At 31.5% G+C, this 19307-nt stretch carries 16 protein-coding genes; 11 read left to right on the forward strand and 5 right to left on the reverse strand.

The window, feature by feature from the left end; genetic code table 11:
• The first annotated feature begins 5 nt into the window (after positions 1-5).
• From IFB02_RS04780 to IFB02_RS04795, 4 genes are read left to right on the forward strand one after another with little or no spacing between them, the layout of a single operon-like run.
• Complete coding sequence (locus tag IFB02_RS04780; RefSeq protein WP_106687926.1) at positions 6-890, forward strand: alpha/beta hydrolase; 885 nt, start codon at positions 6-8, stop codon at positions 888-890.
• The gene (locus IFB02_RS04785; protein ID WP_191073076.1) at positions 890-2725 is read left to right on the forward strand and encodes a family 43 glycosylhydrolase; all 1836 of its coding nucleotides are present in this window, start codon (positions 890-892) and stop codon (positions 2723-2725) included. Before IFB02_RS04780 ends, IFB02_RS04785 begins: the two co-directional genes overlap by 1 nt.
• Before the next feature lies 1 nt (position 2726).
• Positions 2727-3563: an endonuclease/exonuclease/phosphatase family protein gene (locus IFB02_RS04790; RefSeq protein WP_191073077.1), complete on the forward strand. Its 837-nt coding sequence runs from the start codon at positions 2727-2729 to the stop codon at positions 3561-3563.
• Between the two features lie 2 nt (positions 3564-3565).
• Positions 3566-5218: a solute:sodium symporter family transporter gene (locus IFB02_RS04795; protein WP_191073078.1), complete on the forward strand. Its 1653-nt coding sequence runs from the start codon at positions 3566-3568 to the stop codon at positions 5216-5218.
• A 50-nt stretch (positions 5219-5268) separates the two neighbouring features.
• On the opposite strand, the gene IFB02_RS04800 is transcribed toward IFB02_RS04795, so the two are convergent.
• Entirely contained in the window at positions 5269-5601 is a 333-nt protein-coding gene (locus IFB02_RS04800) for a single-stranded DNA-binding protein (protein WP_106687930.1), read from the reverse strand.
• A gap of 177 nt (positions 5602-5778) precedes the next feature.
• On the opposite strand from IFB02_RS04800, the gene IFB02_RS04805 reads away from it, so the two are divergent.
• Genes IFB02_RS04805 through IFB02_RS04820 form a run of 4 tightly spaced genes read left to right on the forward strand, consistent with a single transcriptional unit; the run spans position 5779 to position 7843 of the window.
• Positions 5779-6429 (forward strand): fused MFS/spermidine synthase, encoded by a 651-nt coding sequence (locus IFB02_RS04805; RefSeq protein ID WP_191073079.1) that lies wholly within the window; start codon positions 5779-5781, stop codon positions 6427-6429.
• Positions 6430-6470: 41 nt separating this feature from the next.
• Positions 6471-6962 (forward strand): DUF6265 family protein, encoded by a 492-nt coding sequence (locus IFB02_RS04810; RefSeq protein ID WP_191073080.1) that lies wholly within the window; start codon positions 6471-6473, stop codon positions 6960-6962.
• Positions 6963-7499: a GNAT family N-acetyltransferase gene (locus IFB02_RS04815; RefSeq protein ID WP_191073081.1), complete on the forward strand. Its 537-nt coding sequence runs from the start codon at positions 6963-6965 to the stop codon at positions 7497-7499.
• The gene (locus tag IFB02_RS04820; protein WP_191073082.1) at positions 7496-7843 is read left to right on the forward strand and encodes a hypothetical protein; all 348 of its coding nucleotides are present in this window, start codon (positions 7496-7498) and stop codon (positions 7841-7843) included. The genes IFB02_RS04815 and IFB02_RS04820 overlap by 4 nt, the downstream gene beginning before the upstream one ends.
• A 52-nt stretch (positions 7844-7895) precedes the next feature.
• Here IFB02_RS04820 and IFB02_RS04825 read toward each other — a convergent pair whose 3' ends face one another.
• Complete coding sequence (locus IFB02_RS04825; protein ID WP_191073083.1) at positions 7896-9083, reverse strand: OmpA family protein; 1188 nt, start codon at positions 9081-9083, stop codon at positions 7896-7898.
• Between the two features lie 153 nt (positions 9084-9236).
• Between IFB02_RS04825 and IFB02_RS04830 the strand changes: the two genes are divergently transcribed.
• Positions 9237-9926: a hypothetical protein gene (locus IFB02_RS04830; protein WP_106687936.1), complete on the forward strand. Its 690-nt coding sequence runs from the start codon at positions 9237-9239 to the stop codon at positions 9924-9926.
• Here IFB02_RS04830 and IFB02_RS04835 read toward each other — a convergent pair.
• Positions 9923-10390, reverse strand: a complete 468-nt coding sequence (locus tag IFB02_RS04835; protein WP_106687937.1) for a CBS domain-containing protein — start codon at positions 10388-10390, stop codon at positions 9923-9925. The two genes, IFB02_RS04830 and IFB02_RS04835, sit on opposite strands and share 4 nt — an antisense overlap.
• Positions 10391-10501: 111 nt before the next feature.
• Between IFB02_RS04835 and IFB02_RS04840 the strand changes: the two genes are divergently transcribed.
• Positions 10502-12805 carry a M28 family peptidase gene (locus IFB02_RS04840; protein WP_106687938.1) on the forward strand — a complete coding sequence of 768 codons (2304 nt, stop codon included), beginning with the start codon at positions 10502-10504 and terminating at the stop codon, positions 12803-12805.
• A gap of 72 nt (positions 12806-12877) precedes the next feature.
• A complete protein-coding gene (locus tag IFB02_RS04845) occupies positions 12878-13579 on the forward strand; it encodes a hypothetical protein (RefSeq protein WP_106687939.1) in 702 nt (233 codons plus the stop codon).
• Positions 13580-13648: 69 nt separating this feature from the next.
• Here IFB02_RS04845 and IFB02_RS04850 read toward each other — a convergent pair whose 3' ends face one another.
• Positions 13649-15751 carry a M13 family metallopeptidase gene (locus IFB02_RS04850; protein WP_106687940.1) on the reverse strand — a complete coding sequence of 701 codons (2103 nt, stop codon included), beginning with the start codon at positions 15749-15751 and terminating at the stop codon, positions 13649-13651.
• Between the two features lie 101 nt (positions 15752-15852).
• Entirely contained in the window at positions 15853-19287 is a 3435-nt protein-coding gene (locus tag IFB02_RS04855; RefSeq protein ID WP_106687941.1) for a T9SS type A sorting domain-containing protein, read from the reverse strand.
• Positions 19288-19307: the final 20 nt, after the last annotated feature.

The raw sequence follows: 19307 nt of genomic DNA on the forward strand, positions 1-19307 counted from the left end.
TTAAAATGAAACACTTAACATATCTAATATTTTTTATTTCGTTGTTTTCTTTTTCTCAAAAAAAAGAAACTTATATCTATGCCATAAAAGGTAAAGACACATTAAAATTAGATATTTATAAACCAAGACGTGTAAAGAAAAACCAAAAACTTCCTGTTTTTGTTTGGATGCATGGTGGCGGATTTTCTGGAGGAACAAGAGATAATAAATATGAAAAAAAGCTAGCCAAATATGTTGCAAAAAAACAAGGCTATGTTAGTGTTTCCATTTCATATAGGTTATTAAGAAAGGGAACTAAAACAGGATTTGGCTGCAATTGTTCTAAACAAGAAAAACTAGAAACATTTAAACAAGCTGCAATAGATTATTTAGATGCAGTAAACTATTTAATAACGCATTCAGACAAATTTAATATAGACACTTCCAAAATTATTGCTGGAGGAAGTAGTGCTGGCGCAGAAGGTGTTTTAAATGCAGTTTACATGAAACCATATTTTATAGAAGATTTAGAACCATATAATCAAATAAAATTTGCTGGAGTAATGTCTTGTGCTGGCGCTATGGTAGATGCAAATTACATTTCAGATAAAAACGCAATTCCTACAGTTATGCTTCATGGAACAAAGGATCCATTAGTACCTTTTGACAATGCACCGCATCACTTTTGTAAAAAAGATCAGCCTGGTTATATATTTTTAGATGGCTCTAATGTTATAGCAAATAAATTACATCAATTAAATTCCTCGTATTATTTTAAAGTTATTAATGATGCAGGTCATGAAATAGCTGGTATACCTTTTAAAGATTTAAAAAAAATATTCGAATTTTTTAATCAAACCATAATCGAGCAAGACATTGTTCAAACCAAAATTTTTAAAACAAAAAAATAATGAAATTCTTATATTTTATTTTAACCACATTACTAATATTACAATCATGTGTTAATAATAAAATTCCTGAAACAAAATCTTCTGTAAAAAACGTAATTGATACCACACAAACCTACATCAATCCGCTAGACATCGATTATACCTATATGGTTTATAATTCTGCCAGAAATCAATCGTATCGTTCTGGTGCAGATCCAGCTGTAATTGAGTTTAAAGGCGAATATTATATGTTCGTCACACGATCTTTTGGGTATTGGCATTCCACAGATTTAGTTAACTGGAAATTCATCAAACCACAACAATGGTTTTTTGAAGGTAGCAACGCACCAACAGCGTTCAACTACAAAGATTCTTTAGTTTATTTTGCTGGCGATCCGGCAGGTTACGGAAGTATTTTATATACCGACGATCCTAAAAAAGGGTTATGGACACCAACTGCTTCCATTTCAAATAACATTCAAGATTCCGAATTATTTATTGATGACGATGGTAAGTCGTATTTGTATTGGGGAAGTTCTAACGTGCATCCTATTCGCGTAAAAATGCTGAATAAAGACGACCGTTTTTTAGAAACTGGCGATAGAGAAGAGTTGATAAATTTAGATGAAGAAAAGCACGGTTGGGAACGTTTTGGCGAAAACAACTTTCATCCAACTTTAAAAGAAGGTTATATGGAAGGCGCGTCAATGACCAAACACAATGGAAAGTACTATTTACAATATGCAGCGCCAGGCACACAATTTAATGTCTATGCAGATGGTGTGTATGTTGGCGATTCGCCACTTGGACCTTTCACCTATATGAAAAATAATCCAATGAGTTTTAAACCTGGCGGATTTACCAATGGTGCAGGACACGGTATTACAGTAAAACAAACCAACGGTCAATACTGGCATTTTGCGACAATGGCATTGGCATCTAACGCACAATGGGAACGTCGTTTATGTATGTTTCCTACCTATTTTGACGAAGATGGTTTAATGTACAGCAACACATCGTACGGCGATTATCCTCGTTATGGTGCTAATCATCCATCAAAAGCTGGACAACATAATGGCTGGATGTTATTATCGTATAAAGGCAATGTAACTGTATCGTCTTCACTTCAACAAATCATGAAATTTACGTCTAATGATGATGAAGTTGAAGTCAAAGAAATCCCAACAGAAAAAAATTCTGAAGGACAAATAACTTCAAAAGTTTTAACCGACGAAAACCCTAAAACCTTTTGGGTTGCCGAAGCTAACGACGATAAACAATGGATCACAATCGAATTGTTAAATGAAGGAACCGTACACGCCATTCAGTTAAATTATCACGATCACGAATCAGGAATTTACACACGTGTTGAAGGTTTAAAACATCAATTTACTATTGAAACTTCAGTAGATGGTAAAAACTGGAAAACGGTTGTAGATAGAAGTAAATCTGATATTGATGCACCAAACGCTTACCTAGTTTTAGATGAACCTGTAAAAGCAAAATTCGTTAGATATAACAATATAAAAGTACCAGGAAATAACTTCGCCATGTCCGAAGTTAGAGTTTTTGGTTTAGGCTTAGGTGAAGCACCAAAAAAGGTCGCTAACATTAAAATTAGTCGTGAAAAAGACCGTAGAGACATTTCATTTTCTTGGGATAAAGTTGAAGGCGCACAAGGTTATAACATACGTTGGGGAATTGCACCAGACAAATTGTACCAATCTTGGCAAGTTTACGATACTAATTCACACTTTATGCGCTGCTTAGATAGAGATACGCCGTATTATTTTACCATTGAAGCTTTTAATCAAAATGGAATTTCGGAACTTAGTGAAATACAATATATCGAGTAAAATGAAATATCTTTTTCTTATCCTATTTTCAATTTCAACATTAAGTCTTGCTCAAGATTACACTGCAATGACTTATAATATTAAATTAGATTTTCCAAAAGAAGGCGAAAACAGTTGGCAAAACCGTAAGCCTTTTTTTATTAATCAAATCAAGTTTTACGAGCCTGATGTTTTAGGTGTACAAGAAGCTATGCCAAACCAGATGAAAGATATGGATAGCTTATTAACAGATTACAGTTATATTGGTGTTGGTCGTGATGATGGTAAAAATAAAGGTGAATTTTCAGCAATTTTTTATAAAAATAAAGAGTTAAAAGTACTTCAATCGTCAACTTTTTGGTTGTCCCAAACTCCAGACAAAGTAAGTATAGGTTGGGATGCAGTTTGTAATCGTGTTTGTACTTATGCTTTATTTCAACATAAAAAAACAAAAGAAACATTTTGGGTATTTAACACGCATTTTGATCATGTAGGTGAAGTTGCTAGAGAAAAAAGTGCGGCGTTAATTCTAAAAAAAATAAACACATTAAACACAAAAAACTATCCGGTTTTATTAATGGGCGATTTTAATTTAGAGCCAAAAAGCAGTCCTATTTTATCGATTAAAGAAAAATTAAATGATAGTAATTCTGTTGCCAAATTAGTTTTTGGTCCAACAGGAACATACAATGGTTTTAATTTTAATATCGCAGTAAAAACAAGAATTGATTATGTATTTGTATCAAAATCATCTATTTTAGTCAAAAAATATGCAGTTTTAAGTGATAATTGGGAAACAAAATATCCATCAGATCACTTACCTGTTTATATCAATTTTAAACTAACTAAAACTAAATAAACATGATTGGAATAATCTCCTTTGTAGGATTTACAGCGTTGGTTGCTGTAATTTCTTACTTTGCTACAATTAAAACCAACGAAAATACATCCGATGGTTATTTTTTAGGTGGACGAAGTCTTACTGCTGGCGTTATTGCAGGATCATTACTTTTAACTAACCTATCTACAGAGCAAATAGTAGGTTTAAATGGTAGTGCTTATAAAGACGGACTATCTGTAATGGCTTGGGAAACATTAGCTGCAATTGCAATGGTAGTAACTGCTATATTTTTATTACCAAGATATTTAAAAGGTGGACTAACTACTGTACCACAATTTTTGGCAAAACGATTTGATGTCACTACAAAAACAATAACTTCTGGTTTATTTTTAACTGGTTATGTAGTAGTACTATTACCGGTAATTTTATATTCTGGATCTGTAGCAATTAGTGGTATGTTTGATATTCCAACACTATTAGGTGTTTCAGATCAATCTGCAATTGTAATTTGTATTTGGGGAATTGGATTAATTGGATCTGTGTATGCGGTTTTTGGAGGATTAAAAGCTGTAGCTGTTTCAGATTCTATAAATGCAATTGGTTTATTAATTGGTGGTATTTTAATTCCTGTTTTTGGTTTAATAGCTTTAGGCGAAGGTGACTTTTTCACTGGATTAGATGCTCTTGTAAATACTCATCCAGAACGTTTTGACTCTACTGGCGAAAGCTGGCAAGAAGTACCGTTTGTAACAATTTTTACAGGAATGATGCTTGTTCAGTTATTTTATTGGGGAACAAACCAACAAATTATACAACGTGCTTTAGGTGCTAAAAACTTAGCTGAAGGACAAAAAGGTTTATTATTAGCTTCGTTTTTAAAAATATTAGGACCAATTATTCTTGTTATACCAGGTATGATTGCCTATCAATATTTTGATGGAAATCTAGCTTCTAGTGATTTAGCTTATCCAGAATTAGTAAGAGCTGTATTACCAAAACCACTAATTGGTTTTTTTGCAGCAGTTTTATTTGGGGCAATCTTAAGCTCGTTTAATAGTGTTTTAAATAGCTCGGTTACTTTATTTGGAATTGATATTTACAAACAACACATAAATCCACAAGCTCCGGAAAAAACCATAGTTAAATACGGAAAAATATTTGGTGTTTGTCTAGCTATAGCTGCAATGTTTATCGCACCATTAATTGCTAATGCTGGAAGTTTATTTAATTATTTACAGCAAATAAATGGTATTTATAGTATTCCAATTTTTACTATTATAGTTGTTGGTTACTTAACAAAACGTGTTCCTGCAATTGCTGCAAAAATTGGGATTATTTCTGGTTCGGTCTTATATATTATAAGTCAGTTTTGGATTGGACCAAGTCGTGTAGAAGCTGCATTAGAAAAAGCTAAAGCTACAGGCATTACAGATCCACAAGCCTTAAGAGTTGTTGAAGCAGATGCTTATCCTCATTTTTTACATATTATGGCAATTTTATTTATCGCCAACGTGATAATAATGTTAATTATAGGAAAAATAAAACCAAGAGAAACTCCTTTTGTTTTAGAATATACTAAACAAGTGTCTATAGAGCCTTATAAATATGTAAAACAATTTGGGCTAGTAATATGCGCAATTGTAATTGCTATTTACATTTTATTTGCTAAATAATAAATAAAAAAGGCTCGCTTAAAGCGAGCCTTTTTTATTTAATTTGATACCTATTTACTAAGCATCAACAACTCGTTACATACTACTTCTGTAACATAACGTTTATTTCCATCTTTATCTTCCCAAACACGATTGGTTAATTTACCTTCTATAGCAATTTCTTGACCTTTAGTTACATATTCTTCAACTACTTTTACTAAACCATTTTTAACAACTATATTGTGCCAATACGCACGTTCTACTTTGTTGCCATTTTTGTCTTTGTAGCTATCGTCTGTTGCAAGACTAAATTTAGCCATTTTGTTTCCGTCGTTAAAGGTTACAATTTCTGGATCTTGTCCTAATCTACCAATCAACTGTACTTTGTTTTTTAATGCGTTCATAATTTTAATTTTTAATGTTAAACAGTTAATACTATCGAGTTCTTATGTTTCGACAGTGCAAAGATGAGACAGCTTGCAAGTTTTATTCGGTTGTTACCTATTTAATGTCGAATGTAATCGTTTGTTGTCGTTTGTAAATGTTTTTTATTTGAAACAAAAAGGCTACTTTTACCAGTAATGAAAAGACTTTTAAGCTACCTCTACCCGATTACTAAAAAAATAAAATCTAAGTATAGCGATACTTTAGAAATTACTTGGTACAACGGAAAAAAGCATTTAAACACTAAAAATGCTAACTATTCTTACGGTAGTTTACAGCTCATTTTAAAGGTTGGATTAAAGCAAATCAACCTAAAAACCGTAGAGAATATTTTGGTTTTAGGTCTTGGTGGCGGAAGTGTTATAGAAACATTACGAAAAGATTTCAACTATAAAAAACAGATTTACGGTGTAGATATTGATCCTGTAATTATTGATTTAGCTAAAGAAGAATTCAGCTTAAAAACAGATCAAAATCTTAAGATAATTTGTCAAGATGCTGTTGATTTTTTAGATGAAACTCATTTGAATTTTGACCTCATCATCATAGATATTTTTATTGATACCGAAGTGCCAAACTTTGTTTTAGAAGAACATTTTTGGACAGCAATTTTAAAAACAGCTTCGGCAAAACACCAAATCATTTTTAATGCTGCTTTACATCAAAATAACGACCAGAAGTTAGCTAGCATTATTTCAATTTTAAATCAAAACAAGTACAAAACTGAAACTTTAAATAAATTAAATGGTACCAATACGTTATTAATTGCCCAACGTAACCATTTGTAAATGAATAATTTTTGTACCTTAATCTCTTTAATTTCATTGTTATGAAACAACTTGCTATTATCTTTTATTTATTCTTTATTTCGTTTACCTACGCGCAGAACAACACATTAAAATTTACTGAAAACTCAGTGTCACCAGAAGCTAAATTAAGCGATGTGTCTTGGATTGCTGGTCACTGGAAAGGTGAAGCTTTTGGAGGCATTACAGAAGAAATTTGGAGTCCGCCATTAGGAGATTCTATGATGTTTTCTTTCAAATTAGTTGTAGATCAAAAAGTAGTTTTTTATGAAATAGGTGGCATTAAAGAAGTAGACAATACCTTACTTTTTCAACTAAAACATTTTGGAGCCGATTTTAAAGGTTGGGAAGAAAAAGACGAAACTGTTGATGCTAAATTGGTGAAAATTGAAGGTAATCGCGTGTATTTTGATCAATTTACTTTTGAAAAAATTAGCGATAACGAAATAAATATTTACGTCGTTATTGCAGATGAAGGTGACGTAGATGAAGTAAAATTTAATTACAAAAAATAAATGACCTTTAATATTGAAACCGAGCGTTTACTACTTCGCGAAATGCGTGACGAAGATCTTGATGGCTTATTTACTTTAGACAGTAATCCAAACGTACATAAATATTTAGGCAATAGACCAATAAAGACCAAAGCAGAAGCGCAAACCGTAATAGATAGTGTAAAACAACAATACAAACAACGTGGTATTGGCAGATTTACAGTCATAGAAAAAGCAACTGGCAACTTTGTAGGTTGGTCTGGTTTACGTCTTAACACCGAATATAATATGAATGGCTTCACAACATATTATGACATTGGCTACCGCCTAATTGAAGACTATTGGGGAAAAGGCTACGCTACCGAATCTGGTAAAGCTGCTGCAAAATACGCGTTTGAAGTTTTAAATTTAAAACGTCTTTATGCTACAACGCACATAGATAATCAAGCATCACACAATGCGTTATTAAAAATTGGTTTACACTATTTAAACGATTTTTATTTTCCGCCAGAAAAAATGACTTTACGTTGGTATAAAATTAATAATCCAAAACTATGAGTAAAACCTGTCCAGAATGTGGCGACAAAATAGTTGGAAGAATTGATAAAAAATTCTGTTCTGATGGTTGTCGTAACTCGTATAACAATAAATTAAACAAAGACGGAAAAAATTTAATTAGAAATATAAATAACCGTTTACGTAAAAATTGGCGCATATTAGAGGCTTTAAATCCTGAACAAAAAACAAAAACTACGCGTACAAAATTGATAGAAAAAGGATTTGATTTTAATTACTTTACTAGCATTTACACAACAAAAGCAGGAACCATATATTACTTTGTGTACGACCAAGGTTATTTACCTTTAGATAATGATTTTTATGCACTTGTAAAACGACAATAAAAAAAGCCTTAATGCAAAAACATTAAGGCTTTTCTATAGTAATTATAAGTGTTTATTTTAAAGTCACTTTTAGTTTAGCTCTTCTATTTAAAGCTCTTCCTTCTTTTGTATTATTTGTTGCAGCAGGATTTTCTTCTCCATAGTTATTTGTTGTAAATAAAGACTTATCTACACCTTTAGATACTAAATAATCCATTACACTATTAATTCTTTTTTGTGATAGTGATTTGTTGTAATTATCAGAACCTATACTATCTGCATAACCATCTACTTGGATGTTTACTTCACTTCTATCTTTAGCTTCTTGACTTAAAATATCTAAAACTTCTTTTGCATTATTATTTAATTCAGAACTATCAAAATCAAAGTAAATAGCACTAGAAATTTCTTTAGGAGCAACAGTAACAACAGGAACTGTTTCCTCTTCCTCTTCTACAACTACAGGAACTGGACAACCGTTATCTGTACCTTTTTGGTTAGGACATTTATCTAATGTATCTGGATAACCGTCTCCATCTGTATCTGCACAACCAGCATATTCTGCTAATCCAGCAACATTTGGACATAAATCCATATCATCTGTTACGCCATCTCCATCTGAGTCTGGTTTTTCAATAATTTTCTTTTCCTTAATATGGTAAACAAATCCAACTGAGTGTTGGAAGTGCTTTGTAAGATAATCTTTAAAAGCATGTTTATAAGTACTTTCTGCTTTTAGAGAAATATTATCAGATAAATTAAACACTAATCCTAACGATCCGTTTAATGTACCTGCACCAACAAGATTGTCTGTACCTTGCGCATTAGAAAACGTATTAAAAGGACCTTCTTCTATCCAAGTATATCCACCACCAATTCCAATTACAGGAGAAATAACTGTGTTGTCTAAAAAGGTATATTTTAAAGATCCGTCTAATCCAATGTAATCTAAATTGTCTACAGGTATTCTGTCTACAGTATTTGTTTCTCCCCATTTAGATAATTGGGTATAAGTCGCTCTAGCGCCTAAAGCTAATTTTGAAGTTAAATTTTTAGAAACATCAACGTATAGACCTAAATTCCAATGGTCATTTACATTAAAATATTCGTCAAAGTAATCGCCTTGAGGTGAATTTTCACCAACAGGATAAACATCTATTGCACTTACACCAAAACCTACAGACCAATATTTTGAATCTTCTTGGGCAAAAGCGCTTAATGTAATAAATGTAAACAGTGTAAAAAGTAATTTTCTATTCATAATTTTTTAGTTTATTGGGTTAGTGCAAAGCTACTTTACCTTTGGTTAAAAAATTATTAAAGCTTACATAATAAGCCATAATTTTAAGTTAATATTTAACATGTATTTGTAACTTTAGTTAAAAAAAGGCACTAATAATTAACATTTCACTTTATGGAAAAAATTACTGTTATATCTATTATAATTGTTGTTATTGCTTTAATTGCGTTTTTAGTTTACTTTTTTAGCGCAAAAACTATCATATTAAGACGTTTAAAAAAATTACGCTTTAGTAAAATTGGTAGTTTACAAAATCATCATTATTCTAAAGTTGAAGGCAATGCACTTAACGTTAACCAACCTTTAATTGCACCTTTAAGTAAACGCGAATGTGTGTTTTATCAGATTTTAATTGAAAAGAAAGTAGGCAGCGGTAAAAATTCGCGTTGGAAAACTGTTGTTGATGAGGAAAAGATTCAAGATTTTTTTGTGGAGCAAACAGGCGAAAGATTGCTAATTTTCCCAAAGCAAAATCCCGAAAATTATTATGCCTATTTAGTGTCTGATAAAAAGGCAAATTCAGGTACATTTAATGATCCAACACCAGAATTTAAATCACTTTTAGATAATTATGGTATAGAATCTACCGGACTTTTTGGTTTCAACAAACAATTACGTTACCGCGAATCTATCATAGAAGTTGGCGAGCGTATTACTGTTGCTGGCTATGTAAAATGGGTAGAATTAGAACAGCCTGTTTCAGACTACAACTATTCTCGTGTAGCAACATTAGTGGCAAAAGACAAAAACAAGATTTTAATTACAGATACTACAGAAGCTTTAAAACCAAAACACGGTCGTTAAGGTTTCCAATTATGTCCTTTTAATTGCATCGCAGCTTTTAAAATATCTTTTTGGCTTATTTGACCAACTAACTTACCGTCTTCTACAATAGGAAAACGTCTACGTTTAGCACTTAAAAACTTATTGGCAGCATCAAAAATATTTAAGTTTCCATCTATAGTTTCAACATTTTTAATCATGTGATTTTCTACCAAACTATCTTGTGTTGGTGCGTTGTAGTATCTACTTTCACTAATTTGTTTTATGCAATCACCTTCAGAGATTATTCCTATCAATTCGTTATTATCGTTAATAACTGGTCCACCAGAAATTTTATTTTTTATTAACGTTTCTACGACATCTTCTACAGTTTGATTAGGTTTAAAAGTTATTAAATCTTTAGTCATATAATCTTTCACCTTTAACGATACATCGTCAACCATTTGCTGTCCTTTTTTAGGCGCTTCAAAACTTTTAATTCCCATAGTTTTAAGTATTTAGTTTAACTAAAGTTACTTATTTTCAGTCACTTATCCTAAGTATTTATTCCACTATTATTTTATTACTTTTATATCACTAAACAAAAACCACCAAAAATGTTTAAAAAATTAATAGCAGTTTTAATTATATGTGCTTCTGTTTATTTAAGTTTTGAGGCTTTACTTCCTAATAAAATTTCAAATTTAGACACACCATTAACACAATTCTCTACAGATAGAGCTTTGGTGCATTTAGCCGAAATTTCTAAAGCGCCACATTACACAGGCAATAAAGAAAATGAACGTGTTAGACGTTATATTATTTCTGAACTTGAAAAACTAGGTTTAACTACCCAAACTCAAGAAGGTTACATAAATAGTAAATGGAATAATTTTACTAAACCTGTAAATATTTTAGCCCGAATTAAAGGCGAAAGTAATAGCAAAGCTTTAATGCTGTTAACACATTACGATAGTAATCCGCATTCGTCCATTGGAGCAAGTGATGCTGGATCTGGCGTTGTTACCATTTTAGAAGGTTTACGTGCGTATTTAGCTGAAGGAAACACACCAAAAAACGATATTATTGTTTGCATTACAGACGCTGAAGAATTAGGCTTAAATGGTGCCGAATTATTTGTAAATAAACATCCTTGGGCAAAAGATGTTGGTTTAGTTTTAAACTTTGAAGCTAGAGGAAGTGGCGGACCAAGTTATATGCTTATTGAAACTAATGGCGGAAATGCTAATTTGATGAAAGAATTTGTGGCTGCAAATCCGCAATATCCAGTAGCCAACAGTTTAGCCTATAGTATTTACAAAATGCTACCAAACGATACCGATTTAACCGTTTTTAGACGCGATGGCGATATTGAAGGTTTTAACTTTGCATTTATCGACGATCATTTTGATTATCACACAGTAAAAGATAATTACCAAAGGTTAGACAGAACAACTTTAGAGCATCAAGGTACTTACCTTATGCCATTACTAAAACACTTTAGTCAAGCCAATTTAAATACTGTAAAAAGTACTGAAGATAACGTTTACTTTAACATTCCGTTTTTTAAAACTATCACTTATCCTTTTAAATGGATTATGCCAATGTTAATAGTGGCTATACTACTGTTTTTTTCAATAGTAGTTTATGGATTTAGACAAAAGCAACTTAATACAAAAGATATTGGTAAAGGATTTGTTGCTTATAGTTTTTCTTTAATATTTTCTGGACTTTTGGTCTTCTTTGGTTGGCAATTAATTTTAATTATTTATCCAGAATACACCGAAATTTTACATGACTTCACCTATAATGGTCACACCTATATTTGGCTATCTGTTTTAATAACTTTAAGCATTAGTTTTTGGGTATACAGTAAGCTTAAAAAAGTAAACAATCTTGGTAATTTACTAGTTGCTCCACTAACGTTTTGGATAATTATTTGCTGTTTAGTGGCTTTAAAATTAAAAGGAGCAAGTTTTTTTGTAATTCCGTTATATTTTGGGTTATTAGCCTTATTTGTTCTTGTAAAACAATACAAACCTAATCTTGTTTTATTAGCCATTTTAACCATGCCCGTATTACTAATCATGTCTCCTTTTGTTAAAATGTTTCCTGTTGGATTAGGACTTAAAATTTTATTTGTTTCGGCAATATTAGTTGTACTTATTTTTGGATTATGCTTACCAGTTTTTGGACATTTAAAACATAAAACTAGATGGAGTTTTTCATTTTTAATACTTTCAATAATTGCATTTTTAAGTGCACATTTTAATTCTAGCTTTACTGAAGATAGACCAAAACCTAATAGCTTAGTCTACGCAATAGACTCTGATACAAAAACTGCTTATTGGGCTACTTACGATAATAATTTAGATAGCTACACTAAAAACTTTATAGATACTACTTCTAATAATAACACACTATTTAATGCTAATACATTTGGAAGTAAATATGGAACAGGATTTAGTTTTACTAAAAAAGCGCCTTTAAAAAACATAGCAGAACCAACCATACAAATAAGCAAAGACACTATAATAGATAAATTACGATCTTATACCATTTGCATTACACCTAATAGAGATATACAACGATTAGAAGTGTTTGCAGACAGCACAATGGTATTTAAAAAAATGGTCTTAAATGGTGTAGAAATCACAAAAGAAAACAAAGAAGACAATACTGTATTTAAACAACGAAAAAACAACCGTTTGTTTTGTTATTACACAACAGATCAAAACTATCTAGAGCTAGATATTACTGTACCAATAGATCAAAAAACAACACTTCAACTATACGAAGCGTCTAATGATTTGTTAGAAAATAATCTGTTTACAATACCTAAACGATTGTCTTGGATGATTCCAAAACCATTTGTTTTAAATGATGCCATAATTATAAAAAAAACCATTACAATAGATTAAAACCTTATTTGGTTTATTTTAAGATAAATAACAAATTAATTTTTTAGTTTTGAAACTCAAAATTTTAATACAATGAAACACTTAATCTACGCAGTAATTGTCTTGTTTTCTTTAAACATAACGGCACAAAACAACAATGATTTAATCGCGCATTACGAAGCGTATTATAAACAAATGAAAACACAAGGAGATGTACAAGGTATTATTAACGCCTTAACACATTTAAATGTCTTAAAACCTTCTAAAGAACGAAAAGATACTTTAGCCTATGTGTATTATAAGAATAATAAATTTAATCAAGCCTTAAATACTATTGGAATAGAAGATAATGCTAACGATTCTGATATGGCTTTAGAAGTTAAAGCTGTAGCTTTAAAAACATTAGGAGAATTAGAATTAGCCTTACCATTTTATTTAAAGATTTATAATAAAACTGAAAATCCGCAAGTGGCTTATGAAATTGCAGAAATTAATCTGAATCTAAATAAATTAACAGAAGCTAAAAACTATGTAAACCTTGGATTATCTAAAGTTACAGACAAACAAGGTAAAACTTATTTTGAAACGCAGCAGCCTTATACTGTACCTTTAAAAGCTGGTTTTTACTATTTAGACGCCTTAATTATTTACAACCAAAATAAAGAAAACAACCTTGGATTAGCTGTAAATAAATTAGACGAAGCAATTGCTCTAGCTCCTGCATTTAACATGGCAAATATTGCAAAAAACGCCTTAATGCAACAAAAAAAGGAAAGTACTACAACTAAAGAATAAACCTAAGTAGTTAACTATAAAAAAAGCCTTCAGATGTCTGAAGGCTTTTTTATTATATGAAGGTGTTGCTTACCAAATTCTAACTCGATCTTCTGGAGCAATATACATTTTGTCTCCTTCTTTAATTCCAAATGCTTCATAAAAAGCATCTACATTTAGTAAAGGTTGTACAGCTCTTGTCATTCCAGGAGAATGTGGATCTGTTTTTATTCTTGTTTTTAAAGCATCGTCACGCATTTTTGTACGCCATACTGTTGCCCAACTCATAAAAAAGCGTTGTTCTGGTGTAAATCCATCTATAGTTTCGGTTGGTCTACCATCTTGCTCATAGCTTAACTGTAAAGCATCATAAGCAGCTAAAACACCACCTAAATCACCAATATTTTCACCTAAAGTAAATTTACCGTTTATATTGGTTTCTGGTAAAACTTCGATAGCAGAATATTGATCTGCAAGATCAGAACCTAACTCTTCAAATTGTTTTAAATCTTCGTCTGTCCACCAGTTATTTAGGTTTCCATCTTTATCATAACGTGCTCCAGAATCGTCAAAACTATGAGATATTTCGTGACCTATTACAGCACCTATTCCTCCATAATTCACAGCATCGTCTGCATTAAAGTTATAAAATGGTGGTTGTAAAATTGCAGCAGGAAATACAATTTCGTTGTATGCTGGATTAAAGTATGCATTAACAATTTGAGGTGCCATATACCATTCTGACTTATCTACTGGCTTGTCTAATTTATTAATATCTTCTTTAAAATTCCATGCTCTTGCATTAAGTGCATTTTGTAGGTAAGATCCACCTTCTTCAACACTTTTTATTTCTAATTCAGAGTAATCTTTCCACTTGTCTGGATAAGCAATTTTTACGGTAGTTGCTTGAAGTTTTTCTATAGCTTTTTGCTTAGTTTCTTCACTCATCCACTCTAAATTTTTAATTCTATTTTCAAAAGCAAGTATAACGTTTTGAATCATTTTTTCTGCTTTTGCTTTTGCTTCTGGCGGAAACTTTTTGTCAACGTATAATTTACCTAAAGCTTCACCAATAGTACCGTTTAAAGCACCTAAAGCTCTTTCTTCTCTTGGTCTTTGTTTTTTAGCTCCGTTAAGTTCTTTTCCGTAGAATTCCCAATTAGCTGTTTCTAATTCTGTGCTTAAAAATCCTGCAGCATTATTAAAAGTTTGCCATTTTAGGTAAGACTTCCAATTATCTACGTTGTTGTCTGCTAATACTTCATGTAATCTATTAAAATATCCTAAATCGCCAACAATTACTGTATCTAAGTCTTTTAGTCCTACGCCAGATAAAAATGCTTTCCAGTCTACTTCTGGAACCATTTTTTGAACTTGCTCTATAGATCTTGGGTTATATCTTTTACGAGCATCACGTCTATCTACTTTATCCATTTTAGCTTCTTCAAGACGCGTCTCAAATGCTAATATTTGTTCTGCTTGCTCTTTTGCTTCTTCTTCAGTATCTCCTAAATATTGTAGCATTCTTGTAATATGAGCTACGTATTTTTCTCTTTTTTCTTTAGAGTCTGCATCGTCTTTAACGTAATAATCTCTATCTGGTAAACCTGTACTTCCGCCACCTAAGTAAGCTACATTACGATTACTATCTTTTGGATCTGCTCCAACGCCAACACCATATAATCCTCCACCACCAACTGGTTCCATTTCAATCATATAGTTTTGTAAGTCTTCGATAGTGTTTATAGCTTCAATTTTTGCTAAATATGGTTTTACTGGATCTAATCCTGCTTTATTACGACCAACGGTATCCATGATAGTTTGGTAGTAAAAAACCGCCTTTTCTTGATCAGAACCTGGAACTACATTTATAGATTTGATGTCCTTATCATTAGACATTGCATCTTTTAAAATTGATAATGCGTCTGCATCTGTTTTTTTTCTTAATTCGTTAAAGCTTCCCCAAACGGTTCTGTCTTCTGGAATTTCGTTAGTTTCTAACCATTTACCGTTTACGTATTTAAAGAAGTCTTCGCTTGGTTTTACAGATGTATCCATATAATCTGTATTTATTCCTGGAACTACTTCTAGTTGTGCTGTTTCTTCTACAGGTTGTTTTTCTTCTTTACAACCAACAAGAACAACGCCTCCTAAAGCACTTAAGAGAGCTAATTGTTTAAAGTTGAATTTCATTTTATAAGTATATTAAAAAAGTTAGTTTTATGATTTACAAGATATAAAAAAAGCGCCTATATACTTGATATAAGACGCTTTTTTTAAGTTTATATTAACTGTTATTTAACAATTAGTTTTTTAAAGATTTGACTGGTTTTAGATTGTAAACTTAACATATAAATACCAGTTTGATATTTACTTAAATCTATTTGTACACCTGTGTTATCTATAAATTGTTTTTCTTTATTTAATACTACTTTTCCTGTGATATCAGTAATTGTAATTTTAAACTCATCTTTCACTTGAGTCTTAATATTAAAAACACCTGAAGATGGATTAGGGTAGATATTAAAACTAGGATTTTGGAATTCAGAAATACTTAAAGGCGAACCTTCTATCACTGGATTATCTATAATTACTCCTTCCTGAGTTACAGATTGATCGGAATGAAATACAAATCTGTACATAAAACTTGTTTCTGAATTAAATGCAGTCAAATCATATGAATATTGAGTCATAATTGTATTAGATCCAGTCCATTGTGCACCAGGACAGTTATAACAAGTACCATTTTCTCCTGAAGTTGTATCGCTATTATACCAATTTGTATCTAATGCTGTACCTAACACATTCCAGTCTTGACCTTGATTAATCGAATATTCTACATACATTATATCCCAATCTTGTTCTAGTTGAAACGCTAAATCAAACTTTAAAATTGGTGCTACTAATGTTGTTAAATCAAAACATTCTGAAACTAAATAACTTTTTGTGTTATTAGCATATTGTCCTGACAAATTAGTCCCGTAAACATTTGTACTGTTTACAAATGCGTTTAATACAGTACCACTTGCTAAACCTCTTTCCCAGTATTGAGATGATGCGCCTTCATCATAAACAAGAAGTTCTTCTTGTGGTGTCTCAAATGTGTTTACTACTAAAGTTGTTCCTGTAGATGTAGATTTAATATTTACCGTTTCAGAATCATTATTTTGTGCAAACGCATCATTAGCAATATTAGAAGTAACATTAAAGGTATGTAACCCTTTATCTAAAGTAAATGAAGGCAGAGCAATTGTTAACGCTGTTTGACTTGCTAACGTACCTGTCCAAGTAAATGAATTTGGTGTACCATCTATTGTGTAAACAAAATCTATACTTGTAATTGTATTTTGTCCATTATTAAATACTTCCACATCTGGAGCTAAAGTAGCATTACATTCTATTAATTGACTTATTCCATTTACAGCTACTAATTTTATATCGTCCATTGGAACTTCAAACGGAATTGCAGATTGCCATATACCTCTACCATAAGTTGCAGCAGTAATGTTATTATCGTTTAAATTAATTTCTAAATCTCTTACCGATACATTAGGTAGACTATTATTAAATAATTGCCAAGTTAAAGTATCATCATCATATCTATAAACACCTAAACTTGTTCCTAAAAATAATGGGTTTTTAGAATGAAGTGCTTGATGCTTTATAATATTTTTTGTTACCGCAGGTAAACCACTTGTTATGCTAGTAAAATTATTTCCTCCATCTGTAGATTTAAACACTTGACCTAATGGACCAGAAGTTGTTACATAAACAATAGAATTATCTGTATTATTAACTTCGATAGATGTGATATTTGAAGAAAAAGTATTTATTGTAGAAAAAGTAATACCATTAGTTGTACTTTTTCTTAGTGTAGAATTAGTTGCTACGTAGATGTTATCTGGATTTATTTCATCTATTTCTAACACGTCTATATTTGTTCCAAAAGAAGAAGAAACAGCAGACCAATCGCTACCAACTAATTTATAAAGACTAGAATATCCTGCAAATAATTCGCCATTATTACTCATTGCAAGCGGTGTAATCCAATTACCATTTTCTCCAGTAGGCGCTCCAATTGCACCAGTTAAATTAGATCCAGCGTTGGTAGAATAATACAAACCGCCACCACCTTGAATAAATCCGTAATAGTTATTAGAATTATTTGGATCTATTGCTGTTTCCATTCCATCTGCTCCGTAATAATTTTTCCATTGTCCGTTTGAATAGGCATGACCACCATTATCTTGTAATCCTCCAACCATCTTAGTAGAAGTTTGTTTAGATACTGCTATTCTATAAAATTGACTTATTTGCATACCAGCGGTAAGATCTGTAAAACTTGTACCTGCATTATCAGATTTATAAAAACCACCATCTGTTCCGGCAAATAATTCACCATCAAAAAATCTTAAATAATGAATATCTGCATGTGTATACGTACTTGAAAAAGGAGAACTCCAATTATTTAATTTTGTAAATGTGTTACCGCCATCACTGGTTTTCCAAATATTTAAAACACCAGTATAAACTTCATTTTCATTGGTATCTGAAACAGCCATAGCCATATCAAACCAGGTTTGAGTTGATTCAAAAATATCACCAACAGATGCTTGATTTGCTACTGTTGTAAAACTTGCACCAGAATTTGAAGATTTATATAAGCCTAAAAAAGAATATCCGTTATCTGAAGCTAAAACATAAACTACATTTGGATTAGCTGGAGTAACATCTAAAACATATCTTGAAATATTACTAAAAGGCAAACCGCTAGTCACCACATTAAAGCTTTCTCCACCATCTAATGATCTATAAAATCTATTTGCTGAAACAGCGTATATCGTATTTGGATTTGAAGGATTGATCTTAATATCTGTTATATTAATACCTGCAGTCCCGTTACTAAATCCACTAGAATTTTGATTAGACCATGTTACACCTGCATCTGTAGTTTTAAAAACACCATTATTTGTAGCAACCCATAGAATATTTGAATTAGTAGGATGCATATAAATATCGTTCATAGAAGTTGGAGAGTTTCCTGGATTTAATCCAGTGGTATTCCATGTTTGTCCTCCATCTGTAGATTTCATTACTCCAACACTGTAAGAATCTCCAGCATCATCATCTCCAGTAGCAATATAAATTATATCTGAATTATTATAATCTACAGCTATTCCGGATACTCCTATTTGAGGTAAATCATCTGTAGTTGTTGCCCATGTACTACCAGAATCTGTAGATTTCCAAATTCCACCAGCTGGTGCACCTGCATAAAGAGTATTTATATTATTAGGATCTTTAACTATTACATTAACTCGTCCTTGACCAGAAGACCATGAACCTGTATTTGTATGTGTAAAAGGTCCTACAGGTTGCCAATTACTTGCATCTGCAATACTGTTGCTTCTTTGTGTATTAGACTGATTCTTTACTTCAAGATAAGTATCCCATAATTCTTTAGCAGTTGGTAAAGTCCCATCTTGTTTAACGTAATTAGACCAATAAGATTCCCATCTTTTAAAAGGTTTATACCCACTACCTCTTGCAGTATAATCTTTATCTAACCAATAGTCGTTAAAAGCATTAACAATTTGATTAAATGTAAGTTGCTGCTTACTATTTTCAGAGCTTGCTTTAAGTTGTTTTAGCCAAGGTGCTTCTTGGTTAAATTGTGAATAAACAGATGTAATACTTAAAAGTAGAGTTAAAAGTATAATTTTTTTCATGAGGCAATTTTTTACAAAAA

This window comes from Mesoflavibacter profundi (assembly GCF_014764305.1).
Classification (GTDB): Bacteria; Bacteroidota; Bacteroidia; order Flavobacteriales; family Flavobacteriaceae; genus Mesoflavibacter; species Mesoflavibacter profundi.

What these genes read in the sequence shown, in the direction of transcription:
- IFB02_RS04780 (WP_106687926.1), top strand. Translation starts at nt 6, where the DNA reads ATGAAACACTTAACATATCTAATATTTTTTATTTCGTTGTTTTCTTTT.
- IFB02_RS04785 (WP_191073076.1), top strand. Translation starts at nt 890, where the DNA reads ATGAAATTCTTATATTTTATTTTAACCACATTACTAATATTACAATCA.
- IFB02_RS04790 (WP_191073077.1), top strand. Translation starts at nt 2,727, where the DNA reads ATGAAATATCTTTTTCTTATCCTATTTTCAATTTCAACATTAAGTCTT.
- IFB02_RS04795 (WP_191073078.1), top strand. Translation starts at nt 3,566, where the DNA reads ATGATTGGAATAATCTCCTTTGTAGGATTTACAGCGTTGGTTGCTGTA.
- IFB02_RS04800 (WP_106687930.1), bottom strand. Translation starts at nt 5,601, where the DNA reads ATGAACGCATTAAAAAACAAAGTACAGTTGATTGGTAGATTAGGACAA.
- IFB02_RS04805 (WP_191073079.1), top strand. Translation starts at nt 5,779, where the DNA reads ATGAAAAGACTTTTAAGCTACCTCTACCCGATTACTAAAAAAATAAAA.
- IFB02_RS04810 (WP_191073080.1), top strand. Translation starts at nt 6,471, where the DNA reads ATGAAACAACTTGCTATTATCTTTTATTTATTCTTTATTTCGTTTACC.
- IFB02_RS04815 (WP_191073081.1), top strand. Translation starts at nt 6,963, where the DNA reads ATGACCTTTAATATTGAAACCGAGCGTTTACTACTTCGCGAAATGCGT.
- IFB02_RS04820 (WP_191073082.1), top strand. Translation starts at nt 7,496, where the DNA reads ATGAGTAAAACCTGTCCAGAATGTGGCGACAAAATAGTTGGAAGAATT.
- IFB02_RS04825 (WP_191073083.1), bottom strand. Translation starts at nt 9,083, where the DNA reads ATGAATAGAAAATTACTTTTTACACTGTTTACATTTATTACATTAAGC.
- IFB02_RS04830 (WP_106687936.1), top strand. Translation starts at nt 9,237, where the DNA reads ATGGAAAAAATTACTGTTATATCTATTATAATTGTTGTTATTGCTTTA.
- IFB02_RS04835 (WP_106687937.1), bottom strand. Translation starts at nt 10,390, where the DNA reads ATGGGAATTAAAAGTTTTGAAGCGCCTAAAAAAGGACAGCAAATGGTT.
- IFB02_RS04840 (WP_106687938.1), top strand. Translation starts at nt 10,502, where the DNA reads ATGTTTAAAAAATTAATAGCAGTTTTAATTATATGTGCTTCTGTTTAT.
- IFB02_RS04845 (WP_106687939.1), top strand. Translation starts at nt 12,878, where the DNA reads ATGAAACACTTAATCTACGCAGTAATTGTCTTGTTTTCTTTAAACATA.
- IFB02_RS04850 (WP_106687940.1), bottom strand. Translation starts at nt 15,751, where the DNA reads ATGAAATTCAACTTTAAACAATTAGCTCTCTTAAGTGCTTTAGGAGGC.
- IFB02_RS04855 (WP_106687941.1), bottom strand. Translation starts at nt 19,287, where the DNA reads ATGAAAAAAATTATACTTTTAACTCTACTTTTAAGTATTACATCTGTT.